The sequence below is a fragment of the Polaromonas sp. genome (assembly GCF_049790275.1).
Taxonomy (GTDB): domain Bacteria; phylum Pseudomonadota; class Gammaproteobacteria; order Burkholderiales; family Burkholderiaceae_C; genus Polaromonas.
Genome location: NZ_JBAQYR010000092.1, coordinates 79554 through 104955 on the forward strand (window position 1 = coordinate 79554; position 25402 = coordinate 104955).

The following is a 25402-nucleotide window of genomic DNA, read 5'->3' on the forward strand; positions in this document are numbered from 1 at the left end:
GCATCACGATCCATGATGCCCCCATGCTGCCATCCCCCTGTCGGCCGGCGCCGGCAAACCCTACAGTGACTATCGCAGTCGGTGACAGGTTTCCCGGCGGCCTGTTCATTCCTGAAATTCACACCCTTTCCGTGCGTTCTTTTCTTTCTTGTCTCCCGGATGGAATTGCTGATGGAGTTTTTTCGCGATGCTTGATGTTCTTGTCATAGGTGGCGGTAACGCGGCCCTGTGCGCCGCGCTGATGGCGCGGGAGGCGGGGGCGTCGGTATTGCTGCTCGAGTCGGCTCCACCCGAGTGGCGTGGCGGCAATTCGCAGCACACGCGCAACCTGCGCTGCATGCACGACGCGCCGCAGGATGTGCTGATCGACGCCTACCCGGAAGAGGAGTACTGGCAGGACCTGCTCAAGGTGACCGGCGGGCTGACCAACGAACACCTGGCGCGCCTGACCATCCGTGCCTCGTCCGGATGCCGCGACTGGATGCGCAGCCACGGCGTGCACTTCCAGCCGCCGCTGTCCGGCGCGCTGCATGTGGCGCGCACCAATGCGTTTTTCATGGGGGGCGGCAAGGCGCTGGTCAATGCCTACTACCGCAGCGCTGAAAAACTCGGCGTGCAGATCCGCTACAACGCGCCGGTGGACCGTCTCGAAATCCGGGACGGCCACTTTGCGGCCGCGTGGACCGGCCATGAACGTATCGAAGCCGGGGCCTGCGTGCTGGCGGCCGGTGGTTTCGAGTCGAACCGCGAATGGCTACGTGAGGCCTGGGGCCGGAATGCCGACGGTGAATGGCCGGCCGACAACTTCCTGATCCGCGGCACGGCCTTCAACAAGGGCGTGCTGCTCAGGCACATGCTGGAAGAACACGGCGCCGACAGCATCGGTGACGCCACGCAGGCCCACATGGTGGCTGTCGATGCGCGTGCGCCGCTGTACGACGGCGGCATCTGCACCCGCATCGACTGCGTGTCGCTGGGGGTGGTTGTCAACCAGCGCGCGCAGCGGTTTTATGACGAGGGCGAGGATTTCTGGCCCAAGCGTTACGCGATCTGGGGCCGCCTGGTCGCGCAGCAGCCCGGCCAGACCGGTTATTCCATCATCGATGCCAAGGCGATTGGCCGTTTCATGCCGCCGGTGTTTCCCGGTGTCAAAGCCGACTCGCTGCCCGAGCTCGCGCGCAAGCTCGGCCTGGACGAGGCCATCTTCATGCAGACCCTGAATGGCTACAACGTCGCCTGCCGTGTCGGCACCTTCGACCACACGACTCTGGACGATTGCCACACCGAAGGCGTGTCGCCGGCCAAGACCCACTGGGCGCGTCCGCTGGATACCGCGCCGTTTTATGGCTACGCGCTCAAGCCCGGCATCACTTTCACCTACCTGGGGCTGAAGGTCAACGACAGTGCCGCCGTGCATTTCGGCGGCCAGCCCAGCGACAACCTGTTTGTCGCCGGCGAGATGATGGCCGGCAACGTGCTGGGCAAGGGCTACACCGCCGGTGTCGGCATGTCGATCGGTACCGCGTTCGGCCGCATCGCAGGCACCCAGGCGGCGCGAGCCGCCCTCAGGCAGGGAGCGCATCTTGCAGCAGCTTGAAGCCCTGACCCGTGATGCCCGCGCGCTGGCGCTCGGTGAGCTGCTGCCGACACCTCATGAATCGGAAGTGAGCCGGCAGTTGCAGATCTGTAATGCCTGCCGTTACTGCGAAGGTTTTTGCGCCGTGTTTCCGGCCATGACGCGGCGGCTGGAGTTCGGCAAGGCCGACATTCACTACCTGGCCAACCTCTGCCACAACTGCGGCGCCTGCCTGCATGCCTGCCAGTACGCGCCGCCGCACGAGTTTGCGGTCAACGTGCCGCGGGCCATGGCCCAGGTGCGTGGCCAGACCTATGCCGACTACGCCTGGCCGTCCGCGCTGGGCGCCCTGTACAAGCGCAATGGCCTCACCGTAGCGCTGGTGCTGGCCGCGGGGCTGGCGCTGTTCCTGGTGCTGGCTGTGCGAGCCAAAGGCACGCTGCTTCATGAGCCACTGGCAGGGAATTTCTACGCCATCTTTCCGCACAACCTGCTGGTGCTGATGTTTGCACCCATCTTCCTGTTTGCGGCGCTGGCTCTGGCAATGGGCGTGCGCAGGTTCTGGCGCGATATCTCGCCCGGCCAGGCCAGCGGTGTCGCCATGGGTGAAGCCGGCCTGAACGTACTGCGCCTGAAATACCTCGATGGCGGGCACGGCGAGGGCTGCAATGAAACGGACGATGCCTTCACCCTGTGGCGCCGGCGTTTCCACCACTTCACTTTTTATGGCTTTATGCTGTGTTTCGCCGCAACCTGCGTGGCCACGCTGTACCACTACCTGCTGGGCCTGCAGGCACCTTATGCGCTGACCAGCCTGCCGGTGCTGCTTGGAACAGTGGGCGGCATTGGCTTGCTGGTCGGCCCGGCCGGCCTGCTCTGGCTCAACCTGCGTCGCCACCTCCTGCATGGCGACGCTGCGCAAAAGCCCATGGACCGCGGTTTCATTGCCCTGCTGTTCTTCACCAGCCTGACCGGTCTGGCACTGCTGGCATGGCGCGACACCGGCGCCATGGCGCTGCTGCTGGCCGTCCACCTGGGCGTGGTGATGGCTTTGTTCCTGACCCTGCCCTATGGGAAATTTGCCCACGGCATTTTCCGCAGCGCGGCCCTGCTCAAGTGGGCCATTGAAAAGCGCCTGCCCGGCACCCTGAAGCTTGGTGGGGATTGAGGCGCAAACCAGCAGCGCCTGAGTGCGGGCGCTGCGGTCGCTTGCGCAGAGATGCCGGGTTGCTATTGATTCAGTAGCTGGTTGCGCCCGCTGTACTTGGGCTGATGGCATGAAATGCCTGAATTTTGGCTTGAGGGCAGTTCCACCTTATTCGTGCCGCAGCGCGTCGATGGGATCCATGCGCGCCGCGCGCCGGGCCGGAAAATAGCCGAACAGCACCCCGATGCCGGCGGAGAACAGGAAGGACAGCAGGTTTACGGCCGGGTTGAAGAGGTAGGGCACATTCATCACGGCCGCCAGCGCCAGCGAGGCGCCGGTGGCCAGCACGATGCCGATCAGGCCGCCCAGGGCCGCCAGCACCACCGCCTCTATCAAGAACTGGAGCAACACCTCGCGCTCCAGCGCGCCTATCGCCAGCCGCAGGCCGATCTCGCGGGTGCGCTCGGTCACGCTGACCAGCATGATGTTCATGATGCCTATGCCGCCCACCAGCAGGCTGACAGCGGCCACCGCGCCCAGCAGCATGGTCATCACTTTGGTCGTACCAGACAGCGTGTCGGCCAGTTGCTTGGTGTCTAGCACGTTGAAGTTGTCCTCGTCGGCATCGGCCAGCTTGCGGCGCTCGCGCAGCAACTGGGCCAGACTGGCCTTCAGGCGGTCGGTGTCGCTGCCGTCCTTCATCGACACCAGCAGGGTGTTGACGCGGGTGTTGCCTGTGATGCGGCGCTGCAGCGTCTTGATCGGCACCAGCACCAGGTCGTCCTGGTCATTGCCGAAAGCGCCCTGGCCCTTGGAGGCCAGCAGGCCCACCACCTCGCAGGAAATCTGTTTGACGCGCAGCTGTTCTCCGATGGCGGGGCGCGTGCCAAAGAGCTCGCGCCGCACGGTCTCGCCGATCAGGCAGACCGCCGCGCCGGCCCGCAGTTCGTCGTCGGAAAACATGCGCCCGTCACCGAGCTTCCAGTTGCCGGTGTCCAGCCAGGCATTGGTGCTGCCGATGACGCTGCTGGTCCAGTTGCGGCCATTGGCCACCAGGGTGGAACTGCTGCGCGCCTCGGGCGCGACCGCTGCGATCCCGCCAATCTGCGTGGCGATGGCATCGGCATCGAGCTCGCTGAAGGAAGGTGCGGTGGCGCCGCCCGTGCCCGGTCCCATGCGCTGGCCGGGGCGAACCTGCAGCAGGTTGGTGCCCAGGCCGGAAATCTGGTTTTGCACCGCCAGCGTCGCACCATTACCCAGCGTCACCATGGTGATGACAGCGCTGACGCCGATCACAATGCCCAGAATGGTCAGAAACGAGCGCATCAGGTTGCGCCGGATCGAACGCAACGCCAGCAGCAGCGTGTTGAGCAGCATCAGCGGGTCTCCGTCATGGGCGAGGCGACAGGGGCGGCCGTTTCCATCGCCTGCAGGCCGGCCGGGTGTTCATTGCGGATGTCGCTGGCCACCAGACCATCGACAAAACGCACGATGCGCCTGGCATAGGCTGCCATGTCGGCTTCGTGCGTGACCATCAGCACTGTGATGCCCTGGTCCGCATTGAGGTGCCACAGCAACTCCATGATCTCGCGGCTGCGCTGGGTGTCCAGGTTGCCGGTGGGCTCGTCGGCCAGCAGCACGGCGGGCTCTGTGACGATGGCGCGCGCAATCGCCACGCGCTGCTGCTGACCGCCCGACAGCTCGGCAGGCGTGTGATGCTCCCAGCCCGCCAGCCCGACGGAGGCCAGCGCCCTGGCCGCCGCCGCATGCCGGGCCGCCGCTGATTCGCCGCGGTACAGCAGCGGCAGCTCCACATTTTCCTGGGCCGTGGTACGCGCCAGCAGGTTGAAGCCCTGGAACACAAAGCCGAAAAAACGCCGTCGCAGCAGGGCGCGCTGGTCGCGCGTGAGCGATTCCACATGCACACCCTGGAACAGGTATTGGCCCGCTGTCGGCGTGTCCAGGCAGCCCATGGTATTCATGGCAGTGGACTTGCCCGAGCCGCTGGGGCCCATGATGGCGACAAAATCGCCGGCTTCGATGTCCAGATCAACGCCCTTGAGGGCCTGCAGCGCCGTCGCACCTTCGCCATACACCTTGGTGATGTTGCGCAGGCGGATCAGCGGCAGGCCGCGGGCGGCGTCGCTCATGGCGTTGCGCCGGCGGTCTGCTGGTCGGTGATGACGGCCATACCCTCCTGCAGGCCATCGCCAGTGACTTCGGTCATGCGGCCGTCGCTGATGCCGGTTTTCACGGAAACGGCCGTCGCCTGGTTGTCTTTGAGCACCCAGACCTGGCGGGTCCCCGCGCCGCCCGTGGTGTCGGCGGGCTTGCGTGCGCTCGTGCCGGGCATGCGTGGCAAGAGCTTGGACACAATGCTGCCGCTGGGCGCTAAGGCGACGGGACTGTTGGCCAGCGTGGGCGTGAAGCGCAGCGCAGTATTGGGCACCAGCAGCACGCCGATGCGCTCGGTGGCGACGATGGTGGCTGCCGCCGTCATGCCGGGGCGCAGGCTCAGATCGGTGTTGTTTACCTCCAGATAGGTCACGTAAGTCACCACGTTGTCGGTTTTGGTGGAGCCGAACGCCACGCGGGTGATGGTGGCCGGATAACGGCGTGACGGATAGGCGCTGACGGTGAAGCTGGCCTTCTGGCCGATCTTGACCGAGCCCACGTCAGCTTCGTCGACGTTCACTTCCAGCCGCAATTGAGCCAGATCTTCTGCCACGGTAAACAGCGTCACCGCCTGCAGCGAGGCGGCCACGGCGTTGCCCGGATCGACCGTGCGTGTCAGGACCACGCCGTCAATCGGTGAGCGGATCGAGGCCTTGGCGAGGTTGGTCTCGTCGGTGGAGGCGGCGGCGCGCGCCTCGGCCACATTGGCGCGTGCACTGGCCTCGGCGGCCACGGCGCGGTCCACGCTGGCGCGGGCGCTGTCAAGCTCGGTCGCCGATGGCACCTTGCCGCCGGACAGACGGGCCACTTCCTCGAAGCGGGCCAGGCTGGCGCGTGACTCCTTGAGCGTGGCAGCGCTCTGGGCTAGTTGGGCCTGCATGGCCGCCAGCGAGGCGCGCGAGCGCAGCACCTGGTCGGCCAGCTTGGCCGTGTCCAGCTCGACCAGCACCTGGCCTTTCTTGATGCGATCGTTCACGTCCACCAGCACGCGCTTGACCGTGCCCGAGAGTTCGCTGCCGATGTTCACCGAGCGTGTCGGTTGCAGCGTGCCGTTGGCCAGCACGTTGAGTGTGAGGTTGCCCTTGCGGACCGTTTCGGTCACATAGTGCGGCGCGGCGCTGGTCTTTTTTTGCGCCAGCCAGTAGGCCAGGCCCGCTGCCAGCATGAGGAGGGCCGCGGCGATGAGCCAGGACGTGGGGCGCTGCCACCAGGGGCGCGCGCGGTCCTCGTTCAGCAGGGTCTGCAGATCAACGGCAGATGGCGTGGATGCAGGTGGGGTCGGGCTGTTCATGGTCGGTGTTTGTGATGGGAGACAGTTTTTCGGGTCGTATCTGCATGTCTGTCAACGCGTGGCGGTTTCCAGCTCGGGCGTCCAGCCGCCGCCCAGCGCCTTGTAAAGGCGCACATGGTCAGCGCTCAGGCTGGCCCGGGTGCTCTCCACGCTGTCCTGTGTCGAGAGTAGCGTGCGCTGGGTTTCCAGCACGGCGCGAAAGTCGATCAGGCCACTGGTGTAACGCTGGCGGGCCAGCAGGTCAGCATTGGTTGCTGCATCGGCCGCCGTCTGCAGCCGGGCCAGTCGCTCCCGGTTGCCTTGCAGCGACACCAGCGCGTTTTCCACGTCTTTCAGCGCAGTCAGTACCGTCGCCTGGTAGCTCACGCGCGTCTGTTCCAGCGCCGCCTCCTGCGCGCGCACCTGGGCGCGCGCCGCGCCGCCGTCAAACAGCGGCACCGAAACGCTGGCCAGCAAGGCGTTCACCACGGTGCCGGTGGTGGTGAGTGAGCCCAGGCTCAAGGCGCTCAGGCCGAGAGATCCGCTGATCTGAAAACCCGGGTAACGCGCGGCGTCAGCCTGCGATACCCGCGCCAGGGCGGCGCTGATGCGATGCTCGGCCGCGCGCACGTCCGGTCGCTGGCGCAGAGTTTCCGCGGGAATGCTGAGTGCGAGTTCACTGGGAGCCTGCGGCAGGGGGCCGGTGGTCGTCAACAGGGCCCGCAACGCGCCGGGCGCCTGGCCGGTCAGCACCGCCAGGCTATGCTGCGCCTGCGCGGCGTTGGTTTGCAGCGTCGGAATTTCCGCATTAGTCTGCGCGCTGGCGGCACGGGCCTGCTCCAGGTCGAGCGAGGACGCCAGCCCCGCCTGGACCCGCCAGTCGGTGATCTGCTGCGTTTCGTTCTGGCTGGCGAGGTTGTTGCGCGCAATCGCCAGACGCGCTTGCAGCCCGCGCAATTCGATGTAAGTCACCGCCACCTCGGCGGCAATGGACACCTGTGTATCGGCCAGGCTGGCCTGCGCTGCCTGGGCGTCGGCCTCGGTGGCGTTCAGGGCGCTGCGCTTGCCGCCAAACACATCCGGCTCCCAGCTGGCATCAAAACCCGCCTTGAACAGATTGCTCGCCTCGCTGCTTCCCGACTTGCTGCGCTGGGCTGAGCCCGCAGCGCTCAGTTTGGGCAGCAGATTGGCAAAACTGACATCGCGCAGTGCTCTGGCCTGCTGTAGCGCCCCCTGCGCGGAGCGCACCGTGGTATTGGCCTGCAAGGCCTGGGTCACCAGACTGCCGAGCATGGGGTCGTCGAAGCGTTGCCACCACTGCGCGAGCGAAGTGGCCGCGGCTGGCGTGGCGCCGCCGCCGGACCAGGCCACCGGCACCTGGGCCTGGGGCAGGACAGTGGCCCGCGGCGACGGGGATGCGCAGCCGGACAGCAGCACGGCCAGTGCCAGAAGCAACGGGGTGTGCATCGGGCGGAGTCTGGAGGAGGAGGGCGTCACTGTGCGACAAAACCAGACATATGCATAAAGCACATTATTGGCTCTTCGAATGACGTGTTTGCTTGCGCTCCGTCAAGTTGTGTAAAGGTGTGACCGCCTGATGAACCATCGTGGGTGCAGAACGTCCATGCACCGGCCAGACGGCACGGAAAGGGTGCGTCTCCGGACTACTGGAAGGCCACTTCCGAAAAGCTGCGCAGCTTGCGGCTGTGCAGTTGCGTGCTGCCCTGTGCACGCAGCAGTTCGATCGCGCGCATGCCGATGCGCAGGTGCTGGTCCACACGTTCTCGGTAGAAGTGGTTGGCCATGCCGGGCAGCTTGATCTCGCCGTGCAGGGGCTTGTCGCTGACACACAGCAGCGTGCCGTAGGGCACGCGAAAACGGAAACCGTTGGCGGCAATCGTGGCGCTTTCCATGTCCAGCGCGACCGCGCGGCTCTGGCTGAAGCGGCGCTGCGGCTGGTTGCCCGGCAGCAGTTCCCAGTTGCGGTTGTCGGTGGAGGCCACGGTGCCGGTGCGCATGATGCGTTTCAGGTCGGAGCCCTCCAGATGGGTGACGTCTTTCACGGCGCGTTCCAGCGCCACCTGAATTTCTGCCAGCGCAGGAATCGGCACCCACAGCGGCAGCTCTTCGTCCAGCACGTGGTCTTCGCGCACATAGCCGTGCGCGAGCACGTAGTCCCCCAGCTGCTGGCTGTTGCGCAGCCCCGCGCAATGGCCCAGCATGATCCAGGCATGCGGCCGCAGCACGGCGATGTGATCGGTGATGTTCTTGGCATTGGCCGGGCCGACGCCGATGTTGACCATGGTGATGCCAGTGCGGTCGGCGCGCATCAGGTGGTAGGCCGGCATTTGCGGCAGGCGCGGCGGCGCCATGCCCAGTTCGTCGCCGGCAACGGGTGGCAGGCCGGCGCGGCGCGTCACCACATTGCCGGGCTCGACAAAGGCGATGTAGTCGCTGTCGGGGCGAGCCATTTCCTCATGGCCCAGGCGCACAAATTCATCGATGTAGAACTGGTAGTTGGTGAACAGCACAAAGTTCTGGAACCATTCGGGCGAGGTGCCGGTGTAGTGGCGCAGGCGCTGCAATGAGTAGTCCACCCTGGCGGCGGTGAACAGTGAGAGCGGCTGCGGCTCGCCGGGCCGCGGTTCATAGGTGCCATTGGCGATGCCGTCGTCCATGGCGGCCAGGTCCGGCAGGTCGAACACATCGCGCATCAGCATGCGGCGGTCGGCACTGAGGTTGCCTTCGATATGGTCATGTTCGGCAAACGAGAAATGCACGGGAATCGGCTGGGTGCTAGTGCCCACTTCAAGTTCGACCGAATGATTTTGCAGGAGCAGGCGGAACTGCTCCAGGTAATAGTTGCCGTACAGGTCGGGCCGCGTCAGCGTGGTTTCAAAGCGGCCCGGCCCGGCCACAAAACCATAACTGAGCTGGGAAATGTCAGGCGTTTCCAGGATGGCTCGCGCCACCGTTTCGGTTTGTACCCGCACAAAGGGGTAACAGGCCCGCACATGGCCGGGCAGCGTTTCCCCGGCCACATAACGGTGCATGGCGTCGCGCAGGTGGGCGATCTGCTGGTCATAAATCAGCCGCACCTGGGCCAGGGCGGCAACGGGGTCGGTGTAACGGGTGGGGGCGATGAAAGCAGGCAGGTAAGGCATGGGCTTATTGTGCCCCGCCTCCGTCGGGCCTGTCCGGAGGCGGGGCATCCGGGCCCCGAGGCGGCACCCGATGCCGGAACTGACATCAAAACGACACATTGCGACCCTAGATTCAACACGGTTCAACACTTGGAGAGACCATGGAAGCTGCCATTCGAATCAATACACTGAGCAAGACCTTCGGCAATGGCCGCCAGGCCCTGAGACAGGTGGACCTGAGCATTGCGCCGGGCGAGATGGTTGCGCTGATAGGCGCTTCCGGTTCCGGCAAATCCACCCTGCTCAGACACATGGCCGGGTTGATGGCCAGCGATACAGACACAAAGGGCTCTATAGAGATTTACGGCAGAACCGTCCAGCGTGATGGAAAGATTGCCTCCGACATCCGCTCGGTCCGATCCGGCGTGGGCTTTGTTTTCCAGCAGTTCAATCTGGTGGGCAGGCTGCCGGTCATCATCAATGTGCTGGCAGGTACGCTGCACAGGGTGCCCATGTGGCGCAGCCTGATCCGCTGGTTCACATCTGAGGAAAAGGCCAGAGGCATCGAAGCCCTGCGCCGTGTCGGCATTGCCGAATGTTGCGCGCAACGTGCGTCTACGCTGTCGGGCGGACAGCAGCAGCGTGCGGCCATTGCGCGCGCCATGGTGCAGGGTGCCAGGGTCGTGCTGGCCGACGAGCCGATAGCCTCGCTGGACCCGGAATCTTCGCGCAAGGTCATGGATATCCTGGCCAAGGTCAACTGCGAGGACGGTTGCACGGTGGTCGTCTCGTTGCACCAGGTGAACGTGGCGATGCGCTACTGCGCTCGCACGGTGGCACTGCATCACGGCCGCGTGGTCTACGACGGCCCGTCGTCGGCGCTGACGCCGCAGCTGCTGCGTGAACTGTACGGCGCGGAAGCCGATGAAATCCTCTCGCTGGGCGACCATATCGGCAGCTTGCATGGTGCCCGCAAGCCCCCGGCCGCGCCGGCCTGGACGCAGCCGCTGCCGCAGGCGGCCTGAAACCCCTTCTTCTTTCTTTCACATTCACAAGGAACCCATCATGTTCAAGAAACTCGTCGCCATGCTGGCGCTGGCCGCCGTGACCACCGGGGCCGCCTGGGCCCAAGCCAAAGACATCAAGGAAATCAACTTCGGCATCATCTCCACTGAGTCGAGCCAGAATCTGAAGCAGGACTGGGCGCCGCTGCTGGTGGACATGGAAAAGCGCACCGGCCTGAAGGTCAACGCCTTCTTCGCGCCCGACTACGCAGGCGTGATCGAGGCCATGCGCTTCGGCAAGGTGCAGGTCGGCTGGTTTGGCAACAAGTCGGGCATCGAAGCCGTGGACCGCGCGAACGGCGAAGTGTTCTCGCAGGTCGTCAATGTGGACGGCTCGATCGGCTACTGGTCGATGATCTCGGTGCACAAGGACAGCCCGTACCACACGCTGGACGACGTGCTCAAAAATGCGAAGAGCTTGAGCTTCGGCATCGGTGACCCCAACTCCACCTCGGGCTTCATGGTCCCCAGCTACTACGTTTTCGCCAAGCACAATCTCGACCCCAAGGGCACTTTCAAGAACATTCGCGGCGCCAACCACGAATCCAACATCATGGCCGTGGCCAACAAGCAGGTCGACGCCGCAGTGCACAGCTCCGACGTGCTGGAGCGCATCGAGAAGCGCTCGCCCGAGGTTTTTTCCAAGCTGCGCATCGTGTGGAAGTCGCCGCTAATCGCGGGCGACCCGATCGTGTGGCGCAAGGATCTGGACGAGGGCAGCAAACAAAAGATCAAGGCCTTCCTGCTTTCCTATGGCAAGGGCAGCGACTCGGCCCGCGAACTGGCGATCCTGAATAAGCTCGTGCTCGGCGGTTTCCGCGAATCCAGCAACGCGCAGCTTTCGCCCATCCGCCAACTGGAGCTGTTCAAGGAAAAGACCAAGCTGGAGGCCGACGCCACGGTTAATCCGCAGGAGAAGGCGACCAAGCTCGACGCCATCAACAAGAAGCTGGCCGAGCTGCAGCAGGCCGGCTGATCGGTCGGGTAACAACGCCGTGAACGCCCATAACCCGCATCTTTCCGTCGTGCCCGGTCTTCCTCCGGCGCCGCCGCGCGCCAACCTGGTGGCGCTGCTGGCCTGGGGCGTGTTGATCGCGTTGCTTGCGGCGTCGTGGAAGGGCGCCGAAATGCGCCCGGCAGACCTGTGGCGCGACTCCGGCAATATGGCGCAGTACGCCTCCAGCTTCTTCCCGCCCAACTTCAAGGAGTGGCGTTACTACCTGGAGGAGATGGTGGTGACGTTGCAGATTGCGCTGTGGGGCACCGCCCTTGCCGTAGTCTGCGCCATCCCTCTGGGTCTGCTGTGCTCGGAGAACATCGCGCCCGTCTGGGTGCGCCAGCCGGTACGTCGGCTCATGGACGCAGCACGCGCCATCAACGAAATGGTGTTTGCCATGCTGTTCATCGTGGCGGTGGGGCTGGGGCCTTTTGCCGGGGTGCTGGCGCTCTGGGTTCACACCACCGGCATTCTTGCCAAGCTGTTTTCGGAAGCCGTCGAATCGATCGATCCGCAGCCGGTCGAGGGCATACGGGCCACCGGTGCAAATGTCCTGGAAGAAATTTGCTATGGCGTGATTCCGCAGGTGCTGCCGCTGTGGATCTCCTACACCCTGTACCGCTTCGAGTCCAATGTGCGTTCCGCTTCCGTGGTTGGCATGGTGGGCGCCGGTGGCATCGGTGTGGTGCTGTGGGAAATCATCCGCGGCTTCCAGTACGCCGAGACCTGCGCCGTGATGATCATCATCGTGGTCACGGTCAGCATCATCGACCTGATCTCGGCGCGCATCCGCAAAGCGCTGGTTTGATTCCTGGTAACTTTCATGGCCCTGGAAATAGAAGAAATCACCGAGTTGTTTCAAACGCAGGGTGCCGTGCAGTACGGCTCCGAGGCGATCAACCAGCAGCAGCATGCCCTGCAGTGCGCTCATCTGGCGGAGCGTGCGGGCGCGTCTGCTGAGCTGACGGCGGCCGCGTTGCTGCATGACCTCGGCCATCTGCTGTCTCCCCAGGCATCGGGGAAGTCCGCAGCTGTTGATGACCTGCACCAGTACCTGGCCTTGCCGTTTCTGCGCGGCGTGTTCCCGGACGCCGTGCTCGAGCCCATCCGCATGCATGTGGATGCCAAACGCTATCTCTGCCATGTGGACAGGCACTACCGGTCCAGCCTGTCACCGGCCTCGGTGCGCAGCCTGGCGCTGCAGGGCGGATCCTTCTCGGAAGAGGAAGCTGCAGCCTTTATCGAGCAGCCTTTTGCCGCCGATGCGGTGGCACTCAGGCGCTGGGATGACCTGGCCAAGGACCCTGCGGCGAACCCGCCTGGTTGGGCTTATTACGTGGGGGTCCTGATGCGGGCGAGGTGCGGGGTACTCTCGGCCGCATTCACGGGCAGGGCCGTGCCGGCGAGGTAGTCCGCCAGCTGGCGGCCGGCGTTTGCCAGTTCCCCATTGTTGAGGATCACGCAGTCGGCCTGCATGTCGGCGAAATGAACATTGCGTGCCAGCCTGTCAGCCACGGCTCCGGCTGTATCGCGGCCGCGCTGCAGCAGGCGGGAGGCCAGCCGGTGGGGGTCGGTACTGATCTGGATCACCCGCAGGGCAGGGGAAGGCGGCAAGCTTTTCACATGTGCGCGCGAACCGTTGACGATCACGAGGCATCCGGACCGCACGGCGTCGGCGTAATGCCCGGCGATGCCATAACAAAAGCCATGGGCCTGCCAGTGCCAGCACAAGCCACCCGACTGCAGCAGGTCGGCAAAGGCGGATGCGCTTACCGGGTCATGGTCGGAGCCTGCATGCGCGGCGCGCGTGACCATGCGGCGTGCAAACACAATGCCGGGGCGTGTGCCGAGCACCTTTCGTGCGGAGTCGATGACGCTGTCCTTGCCGGAGCCGGAGGGGCCGCAGACAAAGATCCAGGCGCCGGTCATATCAGGGCCCCCATGCTGCCCCTTGAAAGAAGGTGCGCTCGCCTGAAGCGGTTCTGTGCCGCGCTCATGCGCCAAGCCTGACATCAATGACGCGCTGAAAGGGCGTGCCCGGACTCCGCTCCACAAACAGGCAGAGCCGGTCCAGCGACAGCGGCGCTTCTCTGTTGAGGCGGGCAATGGCAGGGCCGGCGGCCTGGCTGATCCGCTGTGCCTGCGAGGCATCCACCGGTCCCGTCAGCGTGAGGTGCAGGCGAAACCGCTCCATGACATGCGGGTAGCCATAAAGGGCCAGCAGTTCGGCCTCGCGGGCGTTCAGGTCTGCGTTACGGCGGCGGGCAAGTTCAGCCTCTTCCAGTGGCGCACGCAAATCGTCCAGCCCGCTGACGCAGGCCGCAGCCAGGGCCTGCAGGCCGACGGAGCTGATCTCGGGGACCAGGGCCACGAAATTGCCCAGGGTGGCAATGCGCAGCGGTCCCAGCGCTACCGGCGCCAGTGTCTGGGCCAGCTGCCCCAGGCGCGCCACCAGGTCCGGCTCGGTGTGTGCGGCAGACAGGCGGAAGGGGGCTTTCAACGTGGCGTGGAAGCCGTAGCGCCGGGGCTCGGCTGTGATGCCTGCCAGTTCCGCTGCACCCATCTCCTCCAGCAGCGGCTGGGGCAACGCGGTGTTGTCGTGTTCGTTGCGGCCCAGCCAGTGGGCACCAAAGGCCCACCATGGAGAGTGCCGGTCAGGCGCGAAATAAATGGCATAACGCGCGCTCATGCCTCTTCCCCCGCGTCATGCCCTGCGCCCACCACCAGCTGGACCCGGTCGCCGCAAAACACGGTTTCTCCGTACTTGATGGCCTGGCCCGCCATGTCCACATCCAGGCATTCGACGCACAGCACCGGCCGCGTGGCCGGCTGCCTGAGCAGGCGCGCGGTTTCGTCGGAAGGCATCTGGGTGGTGATGCGGCTTTCGGCGCGCACGTAGTCCTCGACACCAAAATGGCGCAGGATGTCGGTGGTGCAGGAGCCGCTGCCCAGCATGTCGAGCAAACCTGCGAAGCGGGCAGCCGGGTAGTAGGCCGTGGCCAGCGCGATCGGCTGCTCGTTGGCTTCGTCCAGCATCTCCACCATCAACACCCTGGCGCCCTTGTTCAGCCGCAGTTCATGCGCTGCGCGCTCGGGCGCAGCCATCTCCCTGGCGGTGAGCAGCTGCTTGCTCGGCAACAGCCCCTGGCGCTGGAGGTTTTCGCTGAAGCGCGTGCGGCGCGAGAGCACGTAGTCCAGCAGCTCGTGCTGGACAAAAGTACCGCGCCCCGGCTCGATGCGCACCAGGCCATCGGTCTGCAGGGCGGCGACGGCCTGGCGCAGGGTGTGGCGGTTCACGCCAAAACGTGTGGAGAGTTCGTTTTCGCTGGGCAGGCGGCCGGTGGCGGTGAAGGCGCGGTCGCGGATTTCGGTGCTCAGTGTGTCGGCAATCTGCTTCCACACGGCCACACCGCTGCGCCGGCCGGGCGCGCTGGAAAGAGTGCGTTCGCTTGTCATCATTTGGTCATGTTGTCCGGTTGAACTAGGGTCTTCTCGCAGCCCCTGCGGCTGTTTGCAACGACAGACCCAACTCTAGTGACTGATTTAGACATCTGTATGACAAAGGCTACGACTCCCGACAATGAGGCGCGCAGGCGCTGGCTGGCCGTGCTGGCACGCGCGTCCCGGCCCGAGCTGGAAAAGGCGCGGCTTTTCCTGGAAGAGCTGCCCCCGCTCGCCCATGTCAGGCCCGCCGAGGCGGGCATGGTCATGCTGCGCGGACGCATAGGCGGAACAGGCGATGCCTTCAATCTCGGCGAGGCCAGTGTGACGCGCTGCGCGATACGCGTCGGCTCGGGTGCACTGGGTGTGGGTTATGCCCTGGGACGCGATCGCCGCAAGGTTGAACTGATGGCTGTTTTCGACGCGCTGTTGCAGGACAGCCAGTGGCACGCGGACATCATGCGCCGGGTGGTCGAGCCGCTGGCAAGGCAGCAGGCCGCGCAGCAGGATGCTGCCGGCCGCGCGGCCGCCGCCTCTAAAGTTGAATTCTTCACCTTTGTCCGGGGCCAGGCATGAAGCAGCCGGTTCAACTCAGCGCGGGTTTCGCTGACCCGGTGCATGACGCACAGACCGCTTTTCGCCGTGCGCTCGAGGCCCTGTCGCGGCCCGGCAGGCGCTTCGCGCTCGGCCGTCCGGTCGAGGGCCTTGCCCTGCGCGCGGCCATGGCCCACCTGTTGCTGGCCCTGACCGACGACGACACTCTCGTCTGGTGGCAGCAGGACGATGGCCGCAGCTCGGACTGGCTGCGTTTTCACACGGGTGCAGGCCTGGCAGGCACGACGCAGCAAGCTGCTTTTGCCGTGCTCATGGATGCAGGCAGCATGCCGGCGCTGGACAGTTTTCCGGCCGGCCCGGTGGCGTCGCCGGAACGTTCGACCACCTTGCTGGTGGAAGTGCCCTCACTGGAGACCGGGCCGGCCGTTGAGTGGCGCGGCCCCGGCATCCAGGACAGGCAGACGGTGTGTATTGCCGGGCTGCCCGACAACTTCTGGGCGCAATGGCAAGCCAACCACGCTGCCTTTCCGCAAGGAGTGGACATTGTGTTTACTTGCGCAGGTTTTGCACTGGGTTTGCCGCGGACCACGCGTGTGCGGCGTCTGGAGGAAGTCACATGAGCCCTCACGCTCACATTTGTTCGCTGCCCCCCGAGGGGGCGCAGGCCGCCTTTGAGGCGGCTCGGCAGGAGACCTGATATGTACGTTGCAGTCAAGGGCGGCACGGCCGCCATCGAAAACTCCTGGCGCCTGCTTGCGGCGCAGCGCCGTGGTGATACCTCGCTGCCGGAACTGTCGGTCGCGCAGATACGTGCACAGATGTCGCTGGCGGTGGACCGCGTGATGTCCGAGGGTTCACTTTACGACCCCGAACTGGCTGCGCTGGCAATCAAGCAGGCCAGCGGCGATTTGATTGAAGCAATTTTCCTGCTCCGCGCCTATCGCACCACCTTGCCGCGTTTCGGCTACAGCCTGCCGCTGGACACCGCGAGGATGAACCTGACGCGCAGGGTGTCGGCCACCTTCAAGGACGTGCCCGGCGGCCAGGTGCTCGGTGCCACGTATGACTACACCCAGCGCCTGCTGGACTTTGCCTTGCTGGCCGAAGGCGACAGCGGCGAGGAGCAGCAGCAGGAAGCAATGCCGGCTGCCGCGCAGGAACCTCCGGCCAGCATGCCGCGCGTCGACGAACTGATGGCGCGGGAAGGCCTGATGGAAACACCGCGCCCCACGGCAGACAGCGAGCCTGGCGATCTCACGCGTGACCCCTTGATGTTTCCGGCCGACCGGCCGCTGCGCCTGCAGGCGCTGGCGCGTGGTGACGAAGGCTGGCTGCTGGGCCTGGGCTATTCCACCCAGCGTGGTTATGCCAATGCACATCCGTTTGCCGGAGAGATCCGGCGCGGCACCGTGTCGGTGGAAATTCTGGCCGACGAGCTCGGCTTCGAGATCGATATCGGCGAGGTCGAGCTCACCGAGTGCCAGATGATCAACCAGTTTGCCGGCAACCGCGAGGTGCCGCCGCAGTTCACCCAGGGTTACGGCCTGGCTTTCGGCGGAGCAGAGCGTAAAAGCATGGCCATGGCCCTGGTTGATCGCGCACTGCGCGCGCGCGAGCTGGGCGAACTGGCTGTGGCACCCGCGCAGGACGAAGAGTTTGTGCTGTCCCACGCAGACAACCTGGAGGCCTCGGGCTTTGTCCAGCACCTGAAACTGCCGCATTACGTGGACTTCCAGTCCGAGCTGGAGCTGGTGCGCAAGCTGCGTGCCGCCCATGCGCGGGAAAGGCAGAACGACAGGCAGAAGGAAGAAGGCCGCGCGGAAGGCCCCGGAAACACCGCGCCCTTGATACAGAAAGCAGCATGATGGACGAGAACTACAACTTCGGGTTTCTCGACGAGCGTACCAAAAAAATGATACGTCGCGCCATGCTCAAGGCGGTGGCGATTCCGGGTTACCAGGTGCCTTTCGGCTCGCGCGAGATGCCATTTGCGTACGGCTGGGGCACCGGCGGCGTGCAGGTGACGGCCAGCATCATAGGCCGCGAGGATGTGCTCAAGGTGATTGACCAGGGGGCGGACGACACCACCAACGCGGTCAACATTCGCCGCTTCTTTGCGCGCACCACCGGCGTGCCGACGACGGAAAAAACGGTTGAGGCCACCATCATCCAGACCCGGCACCGTATCCCGGAGACGGCACTCACCGAGGCGCAAACCATTGTGTACCAGGTGCCCATGCCGGAGCCGCTGTTCCGGCTTGAGCCGCGCCGCCTTGAAACCATCACCATGCATTCGCTCGGCGAATACGGCCTGATGAATGTCAAGCTTTACGAGGACATTGCCCAGCTCGGTGCCATTTCCAAGACCTACGACTATCCGGTGCTGGTCAACGAGCGCTACCTGGCTTCGCCTTCGCCAATACCGAAGTTCGACAACCCCAAGATGCACATGAATCCGGCCTTGCAGCTGTTCGGGGCCGGCCGCGAAAAACGCATTTACGCCATCCCGCCTTACACCGCCGTGCGCAGCCTGGACTTTGAAGACCATCCGTTTGATGTGCAGCGCTGGGACCATGCCTGCGCGCTGTGCGGTGCGGCAGACAGTTTTCTCGACGAGATGATTGTGGACGACGAAGGCAGCCGGCTGTTTGTCTGTTCGGACAGCGACTTCTGCAGCGAGCGTCGCGAGGCCGGGCATGTGGGCACGCAGCAGGCGGTGTCCATGCCGGATGTCTTGGCGCGAGCCGCAACAAAGGACATGGCATGAGCGACGGTCTTCTCCTGTCGGTACGCGGTGCCGGCAAGCAGTTCATGCAGGGCAACCGCCTGCGCTGGGCTTGCCGCGGCGTGAGTTTCGACCTCTACCCAGGCGAGGTATTGGCCGTTGTCGGCGAGTCCGGTTCCGGCAAGTCCACACTGCTGCGGCTTCTGGCTTCCCGTCTGGCCTGCGATGAAGGTTCCGTGTTTTACGACCTGCGGGACGAAGCCGGCACCGAAGTGTCCGCAGCCCGTGCAGCGCCGGGGCTGGTGGACCTGGCCGGTCTGTCCGAAGCGCGGCTGCGCTGGCTGGCCCGCACCGATTGGGGCTTTGTCGAACAGCATGCACGCGACGGCCTGCGCATGAACGTTTCGGGCGGTGCCAACATTGGCGAACGCATGATGGCCCTGGGCGCGCGCCATTACGGCAAGTTGCGCGGTCAGGCCCTGGACTGGATGGAACGTGTCGAACTCGACGTGGACCGCATCGACGACCTGCCAGGCACCTACTCGGGCGGCATGCAGCAGCGCCTGCAGATCGCGCGCAATCTGGTGACGCATCCGCGGCTGGTCTTCATGGACGAACCGACCACCGGACTGGATGTGTCGGTGCAGGCGCGGCTGCTCGATCTGCTGCGCGAGCTGGTGGATCAGCTGCACCTGGCGGCCGTGATTGTCACGCATGACCTTGCCGTGGCGCGCCTGCTGGCGCACCGCATGCTGGTCATGAAAGACGGCTGCGTGGTGGAGCAGGGCCTGACCGATCGTGTGCTCGACGACCCGCAGCATCCCTACACCCAGCTGCTGGTGTCTTCCGTTCTCACACCTTGACTGTCACACCCGGATCTCGCCATGACCGCTGTCCTTGAAACCACCGATCTTTCCAAAACCTTCACTTTGCACGCGCGAGGCGGCGTGGCGCTGCCTGTTTTTTCCGGCATCAGCCTGAGCGTCAGTCCCGGCGAATGCCTGGCCTTGACCGGCCATTCCGGCAGCGGAAAAAGTTCGCTGCTGCGTTGCCTGTACGGCAATTACAGTGCCACCAGCGGAGACGTGCGCATTCGCCACCAGGACCAATGGGTCAGGCTGTCGGCCGCCCTGCCGCGCGAAGTGCTGGACGTGCGTCGCCGCACCCTCGGCTACGTGTCGCAGTTCCTGCGCGTGATTCCTCGGGTCTCGACGCTGGACATCGTGGCCGAGCCGCTGCGCCGGCTCGGCGTGGCCTCTGACGAGGCACGCGGCCAGGCCGCGCAATGGCTGGCGCGGCTGAACCTGCACGAGCGCCTGTGGCATCTGCCGCCCGCCACCTTTTCCGGCGGCGAGCAGCAGCGGGTGAACATCGCGCACGGCCTGATTGCCGGTCTTCCCGTGCTGTTGCTTGATGAACCTACAGCCTCACTGGATGCCGATAACCGCCGCGTCGTGGTGGAGCTGATCCATGCGGCACGTGCGCGTGGGGCCGCGGTCGTCGGTATTTTTCACGACGACGAAGTGCGGGAAGCGGTTGCCAGCCGCTGCCTGGATGTCGAACACTATCGAAACCCTCTTTAAAGCGAAACAAGCATGAAACAGAAGATCATCAGGAACGCAAGAATTGTCACCGCCACGGAAGAATTCACCGGCTGTTTGGTGGTGGAAGGCGGTCTCATCCGTTCCCTCGAGCGCGGCGGCACCTCCGTGGCTGGCGCGGAAGACTGGCAGGGCGACTGGCTGCTGCCTGGCCTGGTCGAGCTGCACACCGACAATCTCGAAAAACACCTGGTACCGCGCCCCGGCGTGTTGTGGAACGCCCACTCCGCCACGGTCATGCACGATGCGTTGTGTGCGGCCGCCGGCATCATCACCGTGCTCGATTCGGTCGTGATCGGTGACATGGACCAGGGCGGCACACGCAGCCAGACCCAGCATGTGTCGATCGAGGCCCTGCACGAGTGCCGCGCCGAAGGCCTGCTGCGGGTCGAGCACCTGCTGCACCTGCGCTGTGAGGTCTCGGCCCCCGACATCGTGGAGGTCTTTGAGCACTATGCCGACGACTCCCTGCTCGAACTGGTCAGCGTGATGGACCACACACCGGGCCAGCGCCAGTGGCGCGACCTGGGCAAATACCGGCGTTATGCCGAGCGTTACGGCAGCTTCAATGATGCGGAGTACGAAACCCTGGTTCAGGAGCGGCGGGCGCACCAGGAGCTCTTTGCCGCGCCCAACCGCGCGGCCGTCATTGCCGGCAGCCGGGCGCGCGCCCTGCCGGTGGCCAGCCACGACGACACCGAAGTCGAACATGTCGAGCAGGCCAGCCAGGAAGGTATTGCCATCTCGGAATTCCCGACCACCGTGGCAGCCGCCCGCGCGGCGCGGGAGGCCGGCATGGGCATCGTCATGGGCGGGCCGAACCTGGTCAAGGGCGGTTCGCATTCGGGCAATGTTTCGGCGGCTGAACTGGCGCAGCTTGATCTGCTCGATATTTTTTCCTCGGACTACGTGCCGGCCAGCCTGCTCCAGTCGGCTTTTTTGCTGCGCGATACCGCAGGCTGGAGCCTGCCCAAGGCGGTCAATACCGTCACACGCAATCCGGCGCACGCCATTGGCCTCACGGACCGCGGTGAGCTGGCGCCCGGCCTTCGCGCGGACCTGATCCGGGTCAGGATGAGCGGCGGCATGCCTATTGTCCGGGCTGCCTGGCACAAGGGTGAACGTGCGTTTTGAGCGCCTTGACAGCGAAGCGTGGCGGCCTGGGCGGACGCGTGTCAGCCGGACGCCTACACCGGGTCACGCTGCCCGCTGACTTTCCGGATTTTTCAGCTTCTCCTACAGTGCAGCCATCTGTTTGACGTTTGTGCCCCATTTGTATCCAGGAGCTGCTGCCATGCATATCGACACACCCAGCGCCAACCCGTTTGCCTTGATGATGGCGCCTCGGCAGGTGCTCGAAGCCATGGAAAAGTCCGACGCGCTGCGGCGCCTTCAGCACCAGGTGTTTCATCCGCTGGACAGCCGCGCCGCCTTGCAGGGTGACGCGGACATCGCCGCGTTTGATGCAGCCATCGAGCGCGCCGACCTGGTGTTGCCTATCGACGAGGAAGTGCCCCGCCCCTGACCCCGGAAGACGGACTCCAGGAGTCTGCGAGGCGATTCAGCCGGTGCAGAAAAAGGGCGCCCTGCAGGGCAGGAGTCCGCGAGGTAGGCAACTGACCTTGCTGTGCGTGCGCGGCGAGTGCGTTGAGGCTCCCCTGGGAGCCTGTCGGACTTGTGAATCGTCGGCTGCAAATCGACCGCAGCGGTCCTTTTTTCACCAGCTTTTTGTCCCATAGCTGGGCTATGGGCCTGCAAATCCGGCAAAACTGTCCTCGCTGGGGCCGATTTTCGCTTTCGACGCCCCAAGCCCAACAGGCTCCTAGTGGCCTGTAACGCTGAAGCCGGAAGTCGCTGCCCACGCGATACGTTGCACGCTGCGGTGTTGCAAATGCGCGCGATGCCTGGGGCATCGCTGTGCTTTGCGCCTTGCATCGCACCCCGTCTCACGCGTTCCTCGCCTCCCATTTCATCGTTACAGGCCACTAGAATGCCTTGATGAAGCACTACAAGAAAATCAGTGGCCGGCGTTTCGTGACAGCTTTCGTCCTGGGCATGCTGTGTATTCATTTCGCCCATGCGCAGACCGCAGCGCCTGGCGCCCCCCAGGTGCCGGCCCAGGTTTCCCGCGATGCACAACGTGCCTATGAAACCACGCGCGACAAACTGGTGCAGATCCGCACCCTGTTGCGCAACTCCAATACCCAGGCCAGCCTGGGGTCGGGGTTTTTTGTGTCCGGCGATGGACTCATCATCACCAATTTCCACGTAGCCAGTCAGCTGGCCCTCGAGCCGGAACGTTACCGCGGTGTGTACGTGCCAGTGGATGGCAAGGAAGCCGAGGTGGAGTTGCTGGCTTTTGATGTGCGAAACGACCTGGCGCTATTGCGGGTGAAAGCCCCGTCTGCCAACATGCCCTTGCTGGCTTTTCGCGACCCCGCCAAGCCGCTGGCGCGCGGCGAACGCATTTATTCGCTTGGCAATCCACTCGATATCGGCTTTGCCGTGACGGAAGGCACCTTCAACGGCCTGGTGCAGCGCAGTTTTTACCCTCGCATATTTTTCGGAGGTGCCCTCAATCCCGGCATGAGCGGTGGCCCTGCACTGGATGATGCCGGCCAGGTGGTCGGTGTCAATGTGTCCAAGCGGCAGGGGGGCGAGTTACTGAGTTTTCTCATTCCCGCCGAATTCGCGCAGGCCCTGCTGGCCAGGGCGGCTTCGGCCCGGCCCATCACCCGGCCGGCCCACGCCGAAGTGGCCCGGCAGCTTGGCGAGCACCAGGCCCTGCTGACTCAAAAATTCATCGCAGCACCGCTGAGGCCGCAAAAACACGGCGGCTACATCGTCCCTGTTCCCGAAGATTCGCTGGCGCGTTGCTGGGGCCGTGGACGCGACCCCGACTTCAAGGCGTTCGACCTGGAACGCACTGATTGCCAGATTGACAGCCATGTATTTGCAGGCGATTTCAACACCGGCTTCATCCGCCTGCGGTACGAGGCCTATGACGCGCCCAGGCTCGGGCCCCTGCGTTTTTCCGCCATGTATTCGCAAAGTTTTGCCAACGAGCACTTTGCCAACCGCGGCTCCCGCAAATCCACGCCGGCCGAATGCTCGGAACGGTTCATTGAAGCCGACGGCATGGCCATGCGCGCGGTGCTGTGCATGAGCGCGTACCGCAAGTTGCCTGGCCTTTACGATGTGTCGGTGCTGACCATGTCCGTCAACCAGCCTGCCGGCGGTGTGCAGGGGCGTATGGACGCGCAGGGGGTCAGCTTTGAAAACGGGCTTGCGCTGGTGGCCCATTACCTCGACGGCTTCAAGTGGAAAGCTGCACCGTGAGCGCCGCATTGCTGGGCGTGCTGCGTGCCACGGACCGCAACGGAGCTTTGGTGGCCCGGCTGGAGGTGACCCGATGGCCCGTCACGGCGGGCCGCGCGCTGACGGCCGACCTTGTGCTCGATGACAGCCACGTGGCGGGTGAACATTTGCGTATCGAAAGCACGCCTGAAGGTGAAGTTGTCGTGCAGGTGCTCGACAGCGCCAATGGCGTGGTTCTCGACGACAAGCAGTACGGGCAAGGCACCCGCTTCAACTGGCCATCCGGCAGGGCCTTGACGCTCGGGCGGCTCAGGCTGGGCCTGCGGATGGTGCATGAGCCGCTACCCGCCGAGGAGCCGCTGCCGCGCCTTCCCTGGCGCATGGTGGCCTGGACGGTACTGTCACTGGCGGGCATGTTGGCCCTGGTGCTGGGCCAGTCCTGGCTCACCTTGAGCGAGCCTTCCCAACTGGCGCGACGCCTGCCGGGCCTGCTGATGGTTGTCGCCACCGCTGTGGCTGCGTGGTCCGGACTGTGGGCGCTCGCGACCAAACTCTTCACGGGCCGCCTGCATTTCTGGCGCCATGTGCGCATTGCCTGTGTCAGTTCGCTGGCCGTGCAGGCGGGCGTCACATTCGCCAGCATGCTGGCTTTCATGTTCTCCCTGGAAAGTCTGGCGCGGTTTGAGACCCAGCTGGAACTGCTGGGCGTCGCCGCTGCCGTGTACGTGCACCTGACGGTGATTGTCACGCAGCGCCGCCGTAGCCTGGCCGGCCTGGTGACGGGCATTGCGCTGGTGGGTATTGCGATGACGCTGGGCAACAACTGGTTGCAGAACAAGCGGCTGTCCAATCGCCTTTACATGTCTGCCATGTTTCCGCCATCCTGGCGGGTGGCACCCGCCGTTCCCGTCAAGCAGTTTCTCGAAGAAGCCGGTGATATCCGGCGGCGTCTTGATGAGCGGCTCAAAGACCGGGAGCCCGACGGCGGCGATAACGAAGACACGGACACCGAATAGTGTCCTTTGCCGCAAAAGTTGATTTCATCACCTCGTTTGCGGGGCGGGGCAACAGCCCCCCTGCGCGGAGAGGGCTCAGCCCTTGACCGGCTCGCGCATCGTGACAAACTCTTCTGCCGCCGTCGGGTGGATGCCGATGGTGCTGTCGAAAACGGCCTTGGTCGCACCGGCCTTCATGGCCACGGCAAAACCCTGGACCACCTCGCCCGCGTCGGCCCCCACCATGTGCAGGCCGACCACGCGGTCCGAGGCATCGTCCACCACCAGCTTCATCAGCGTACGTTCGGTGCTCCCGCTCAGGGTGTGTTTGAGGGCCTTGAATTCGCTGCGGTAAACAGTGACCTTGCCGAATTCCTTGCGTGCGTCGGCTTCCGAATAACCCACAGTGCCGATGTTCGGGTGTGTGAACACCGCAGTTGGAACGAAGTCGTAACTCATGCGGCGCGGCTTCTTGCCGGCCGCTGCGCCGAACAGGTGGTCCACCACCGCCATCGCTTCGCCCAGCGCCACCGGTGTGAGCTGCAGGCGGGCGGTCACGTCGCCCAGGGCGTAAATGGACGGCACCGAGGTCTGGTAGTGGGCATTGACCTGGATGGCTCCCTGGTGGTTAACCGCCACCCCCGCGTTTTCCAGGCCCAGCCCGGCCACGTTGGGCAGGCGCCCGGTGGCATACAGCACGGCATCGACGGTGGTGCTGCCGCCGTCCTGCAACTGCACATGCAGCCCGTCCGCCGCCCGGCTGATGGCGGCAACATCGGCATGCAGCTGCAGGTTCACGCCGGTCTTGATCATCTCCGCGGCAACAAAGGCGCGCACTTCCGCGTCGAAGCCGCGCAGCACCTGGGGACCGCGGTACAGCTGCGTGACCTTGGCGCCCAAGCCGTTGAAGATGGAGGCGAACTCACAGGCGATGTAGCCGCCGCCCACTACCAGCAGGCGCGCGGGGAAGGGGTGGAGGTCGAAAATCTGGTCCGAGCTGATGACCAGCTCACGGCCCTGGATGTCGGGCAGGCTGGGCCTGCCGCCGGTGGCGACCAGGATGTTTTTGGCGGTGTAGCGGCTGCCTTCAACTTCCACCGTGTGGGCGTCAACCAGTGTGGCCCAGCCTTCGATGATCTGTACGCCTGCGCCTTGCAGCAGCTGGACGTACACGCCATTCAGGCGCGAGATTTCAAGCGCGCGGCTGGTTTTGAGCCGGTCCCAGTGGAACACCGGTGCTTCGCCGACCCAGCCGAACCCGCGCGACTCCTCAAAGGCGTCCGCGTAGTGCGCCGCATAGCTGTAGAGTTTTTTCGGGATGCAGCCTACATTGACGCAGGTGCCACCCATGGCCGCCACCTCGGCCAGCGCCACCCGTGCCCCGCGCTGCGCCGC

Annotated in this window: 25 protein-coding genes; 16 read left to right on the forward strand and 9 right to left on the reverse strand. The window is 64.8% G+C overall.

Going from position 1 to position 25402, the window contains the following annotated elements; genetic code table 11:
- Positions 1-187 precede the first annotated feature (187 nt).
- Both tcuA and tcuB read left to right on the forward strand, forming a co-directional pair.
- Positions 188-1597, forward strand: a complete 1410-nt coding sequence (gene tcuA, locus WA904_RS12615; protein ID WP_425197471.1) for an FAD-dependent tricarballylate dehydrogenase TcuA — start codon at positions 188-190, stop codon at positions 1595-1597.
- On the forward strand, positions 1584-2744 hold the full coding sequence (tcuB, locus tag WA904_RS12620; protein WP_425197472.1) for a tricarballylate utilization 4Fe-4S protein TcuB: 1161 nt from the start codon (positions 1584-1586) through the stop codon (positions 2742-2744). Before tcuA ends, tcuB begins: the two co-directional genes overlap by 14 nt.
- 147 nt (positions 2745-2891) lie before the next feature.
- Here the strand turns inward: tcuB and WA904_RS12625 are convergent, their stop codons facing one another.
- The 5 genes from WA904_RS12625 to WA904_RS12645 all read right to left on the reverse strand — a co-directional run bounded on the left by WA904_RS12625 (position 2892) and on the right by WA904_RS12645 (position 9332).
- Complete coding sequence (locus WA904_RS12625) at positions 2892-4100, reverse strand: ABC transporter permease (RefSeq protein WP_425197473.1); 1209 nt, start codon at positions 4098-4100, stop codon at positions 2892-2894.
- A complete protein-coding gene (locus tag WA904_RS12630; RefSeq protein ID WP_425197474.1) occupies positions 4100-4873 on the reverse strand; it encodes an ABC transporter ATP-binding protein in 774 nt (257 codons plus the stop codon). The genes WA904_RS12625 and WA904_RS12630 overlap by 1 nt, the downstream gene beginning before the upstream one ends.
- The gene (locus tag WA904_RS12635; RefSeq protein ID WP_425197475.1) at positions 4870-6189 is read right to left on the reverse strand and encodes an efflux RND transporter periplasmic adaptor subunit; all 1320 of its coding nucleotides are present in this window, start codon (positions 6187-6189) and stop codon (positions 4870-4872) included. Before WA904_RS12635 ends, WA904_RS12630 begins: the two co-directional genes overlap by 4 nt.
- A gap of 51 nt (positions 6190-6240) precedes the next feature.
- The gene (locus tag WA904_RS12640) at positions 6241-7635 is read right to left on the reverse strand and encodes an efflux transporter outer membrane subunit (RefSeq protein WP_425197476.1); all 1395 of its coding nucleotides are present in this window, start codon (positions 7633-7635) and stop codon (positions 6241-6243) included.
- Positions 7636-7832: 197 nt separating this feature from the next.
- The gene (locus tag WA904_RS12645) at positions 7833-9332 is read right to left on the reverse strand and encodes an AMP nucleosidase (RefSeq protein ID WP_425197477.1); all 1500 of its coding nucleotides are present in this window, start codon (positions 9330-9332) and stop codon (positions 7833-7835) included.
- A gap of 140 nt (positions 9333-9472) precedes the next feature.
- On the opposite strand from WA904_RS12645, the gene phnC reads away from it, so the two are divergent.
- The 4 genes from phnC to WA904_RS12665 are packed head-to-tail and all read left to right on the forward strand — an operon-like array spanning position 9473 to position 12783.
- Positions 9473-10336 carry a phosphonate ABC transporter ATP-binding protein gene (phnC, locus tag WA904_RS12650; protein ID WP_425197478.1) on the forward strand — a complete coding sequence of 288 codons (864 nt, stop codon included), beginning with the start codon at positions 9473-9475 and terminating at the stop codon, positions 10334-10336.
- A gap of 40 nt (positions 10337-10376) precedes the next feature.
- The gene (phnD, locus tag WA904_RS12655; protein ID WP_425197479.1) at positions 10377-11351 is read left to right on the forward strand and encodes a phosphonate ABC transporter substrate-binding protein; all 975 of its coding nucleotides are present in this window, start codon (positions 10377-10379) and stop codon (positions 11349-11351) included.
- A gap of 19 nt (positions 11352-11370) precedes the next feature.
- Entirely contained in the window at positions 11371-12180 is an 810-nt protein-coding gene (gene phnE, locus WA904_RS12660; RefSeq protein WP_425197480.1) for a phosphonate ABC transporter, permease protein PhnE, read from the forward strand.
- Positions 12181-12195: 15 nt separating this feature from the next.
- Positions 12196-12783 carry a phosphonate degradation HD-domain oxygenase gene (locus WA904_RS12665; protein WP_425197481.1) on the forward strand — a complete coding sequence of 196 codons (588 nt, stop codon included), beginning with the start codon at positions 12196-12198 and terminating at the stop codon, positions 12781-12783.
- Here WA904_RS12665 and phnN read toward each other — a convergent pair.
- The 3 genes from phnN to phnF all read right to left on the reverse strand — a co-directional run bounded on the left by phnN (position 12705) and on the right by phnF (position 14831).
- A complete protein-coding gene (gene phnN / locus WA904_RS12670; RefSeq protein ID WP_425197482.1) occupies positions 12705-13301 on the reverse strand; it encodes a phosphonate metabolism protein/1,5-bisphosphokinase (PRPP-forming) PhnN in 597 nt (198 codons plus the stop codon). The genes WA904_RS12665 and phnN overlap by 79 nt on opposite strands.
- A gap of 64 nt (positions 13302-13365) precedes the next feature.
- Positions 13366-14061 carry a DUF1045 domain-containing protein gene (locus WA904_RS12675; RefSeq protein WP_425197483.1) on the reverse strand — a complete coding sequence of 232 codons (696 nt, stop codon included), beginning with the start codon at positions 14059-14061 and terminating at the stop codon, positions 13366-13368.
- On the reverse strand, positions 14058-14831 hold the full coding sequence (phnF, locus tag WA904_RS12680; RefSeq protein WP_425197484.1) for a phosphonate metabolism transcriptional regulator PhnF: 774 nt from the start codon (positions 14829-14831) through the stop codon (positions 14058-14060). The genes WA904_RS12675 and phnF overlap by 4 nt, the downstream gene beginning before the upstream one ends.
- 96 nt (positions 14832-14927) lie before the next feature.
- Between phnF and phnG the strand changes: the two genes are divergently transcribed.
- The 10 genes from phnG (at position 14928) to WA904_RS12730 (ending at position 24028) form a co-directional block, all read left to right on the forward strand.
- Entirely contained in the window at positions 14928-15389 is a 462-nt protein-coding gene (gene phnG / locus WA904_RS12685) for a phosphonate C-P lyase system protein PhnG (protein WP_425197485.1), read from the forward strand.
- Positions 15386-15988, forward strand: coding sequence for a phosphonate C-P lyase system protein PhnH (gene phnH / locus WA904_RS12690; RefSeq protein WP_425197486.1), 603 nt, complete (start codon positions 15386-15388; stop codon positions 15986-15988). Before phnG ends, phnH begins: the two co-directional genes overlap by 4 nt.
- Before the next feature lie 78 nt (positions 15989-16066).
- Positions 16067-17233 (forward strand): carbon-phosphorus lyase complex subunit PhnI, encoded by a 1167-nt coding sequence (locus WA904_RS12695; RefSeq protein ID WP_425197487.1) that lies wholly within the window; start codon positions 16067-16069, stop codon positions 17231-17233.
- Positions 17230-18135, forward strand: coding sequence for an alpha-D-ribose 1-methylphosphonate 5-phosphate C-P-lyase PhnJ (locus WA904_RS12700; RefSeq protein ID WP_425197488.1), 906 nt, complete (start codon positions 17230-17232; stop codon positions 18133-18135). The genes WA904_RS12695 and WA904_RS12700 overlap by 4 nt, the downstream gene beginning before the upstream one ends.
- A complete protein-coding gene (gene phnK, locus WA904_RS12705) occupies positions 18132-18956 on the forward strand; it encodes a phosphonate C-P lyase system protein PhnK (RefSeq protein ID WP_425197489.1) in 825 nt (274 codons plus the stop codon). The genes WA904_RS12700 and phnK overlap by 4 nt, the downstream gene beginning before the upstream one ends.
- Before the next feature lie 21 nt (positions 18957-18977).
- Positions 18978-19676 (forward strand): phosphonate C-P lyase system protein PhnL, encoded by a 699-nt coding sequence (gene phnL, locus WA904_RS12710; protein WP_425197490.1) that lies wholly within the window; start codon positions 18978-18980, stop codon positions 19674-19676.
- Between the two features lie 12 nt (positions 19677-19688).
- Positions 19689-20828, forward strand: coding sequence for an alpha-D-ribose 1-methylphosphonate 5-triphosphate diphosphatase (locus WA904_RS12715; protein WP_425197491.1), 1140 nt, complete (start codon positions 19689-19691; stop codon positions 20826-20828).
- A 160-nt stretch (positions 20829-20988) separates the two neighbouring features.
- Positions 20989-21219, forward strand: a complete 231-nt coding sequence (locus WA904_RS12720) for a hypothetical protein (protein WP_425197492.1) — start codon at positions 20989-20991, stop codon at positions 21217-21219.
- A 473-nt stretch (positions 21220-21692) separates the two neighbouring features.
- The gene (locus WA904_RS12725; protein ID WP_425197493.1) at positions 21693-23033 is read left to right on the forward strand and encodes a S1 family peptidase; all 1341 of its coding nucleotides are present in this window, start codon (positions 21693-21695) and stop codon (positions 23031-23033) included.
- Complete coding sequence (locus WA904_RS12730; RefSeq protein ID WP_425197494.1) at positions 23030-24028, forward strand: FHA domain-containing protein; 999 nt, start codon at positions 23030-23032, stop codon at positions 24026-24028. The genes WA904_RS12725 and WA904_RS12730 overlap by 4 nt, the downstream gene beginning before the upstream one ends.
- A gap of 75 nt (positions 24029-24103) precedes the next feature.
- On the opposite strand, the gene gorA is transcribed toward WA904_RS12730, so the two are convergent.
- On the reverse strand, positions 24104-25402 hold a 1299-nt coding region (gene gorA / locus WA904_RS12735; RefSeq protein WP_425197495.1), incomplete at its 5' end, for a glutathione-disulfide reductase.

Bases quoted from the DNA above. Each gene is read 5' to 3' on its own strand.
- WA904_RS12625 (WP_425197473.1), bottom strand. From the start codon at position 4,100: ATGCTGCTCAACACGCTGCTGCTGGCGTTGCGTTCGATCCGGCGCAAC.
- WA904_RS12630 (WP_425197474.1), bottom strand. From the start codon at position 4,873: ATGAGCGACGCCGCCCGCGGCCTGCCGCTGATCCGCCTGCGCAACATC.
- WA904_RS12675 (WP_425197483.1), bottom strand. From the start codon at position 14,061: ATGAGCGCGCGTTATGCCATTTATTTCGCGCCTGACCGGCACTCTCCA.
- phnF (WP_425197484.1), bottom strand. From the start codon at position 14,831: ATGATGACAAGCGAACGCACTCTTTCCAGCGCGCCCGGCCGGCGCAGC.
- phnH (WP_425197486.1), top strand. From the start codon at position 15,386: ATGAAGCAGCCGGTTCAACTCAGCGCGGGTTTCGCTGACCCGGTGCAT.
- WA904_RS12645 (WP_425197477.1), bottom strand. From the start codon at position 9,332: ATGCCTTACCTGCCTGCTTTCATCGCCCCCACCCGTTACACCGACCCC.
- WA904_RS12720 (WP_425197492.1), top strand. From the start codon at position 20,989: ATGCATATCGACACACCCAGCGCCAACCCGTTTGCCTTGATGATGGCG.
- WA904_RS12640 (WP_425197476.1), bottom strand. From the start codon at position 7,635: ATGCACACCCCGTTGCTTCTGGCACTGGCCGTGCTGCTGTCCGGCTGC.
- WA904_RS12665 (WP_425197481.1), top strand. From the start codon at position 12,196: ATGGCCCTGGAAATAGAAGAAATCACCGAGTTGTTTCAAACGCAGGGT.
- phnL (WP_425197490.1), top strand. From the start codon at position 18,978: ATGACCGCTGTCCTTGAAACCACCGATCTTTCCAAAACCTTCACTTTG.
- WA904_RS12715 (WP_425197491.1), top strand. From the start codon at position 19,689: ATGAAACAGAAGATCATCAGGAACGCAAGAATTGTCACCGCCACGGAA.
- WA904_RS12695 (WP_425197487.1), top strand. From the start codon at position 16,067: ATGTACGTTGCAGTCAAGGGCGGCACGGCCGCCATCGAAAACTCCTGG.
- phnK (WP_425197489.1), top strand. From the start codon at position 18,132: ATGAGCGACGGTCTTCTCCTGTCGGTACGCGGTGCCGGCAAGCAGTTC.
- WA904_RS12700 (WP_425197488.1), top strand. From the start codon at position 17,230: ATGATGGACGAGAACTACAACTTCGGGTTTCTCGACGAGCGTACCAAA.
- WA904_RS12635 (WP_425197475.1), bottom strand. From the start codon at position 6,189: ATGAACAGCCCGACCCCACCTGCATCCACGCCATCTGCCGTTGATCTG.
- phnD (WP_425197479.1), top strand. From the start codon at position 10,377: ATGTTCAAGAAACTCGTCGCCATGCTGGCGCTGGCCGCCGTGACCACC.
- phnN (WP_425197482.1), bottom strand. From the start codon at position 13,301: ATGACCGGCGCCTGGATCTTTGTCTGCGGCCCCTCCGGCTCCGGCAAG.
- tcuA (WP_425197471.1), top strand. From the start codon at position 188: ATGCTTGATGTTCTTGTCATAGGTGGCGGTAACGCGGCCCTGTGCGCC.
- phnC (WP_425197478.1), top strand. From the start codon at position 9,473: ATGGAAGCTGCCATTCGAATCAATACACTGAGCAAGACCTTCGGCAAT.
- WA904_RS12725 (WP_425197493.1), top strand. From the start codon at position 21,693: ATGAAGCACTACAAGAAAATCAGTGGCCGGCGTTTCGTGACAGCTTTC.
- phnG (WP_425197485.1), top strand. From the start codon at position 14,928: ATGACAAAGGCTACGACTCCCGACAATGAGGCGCGCAGGCGCTGGCTG.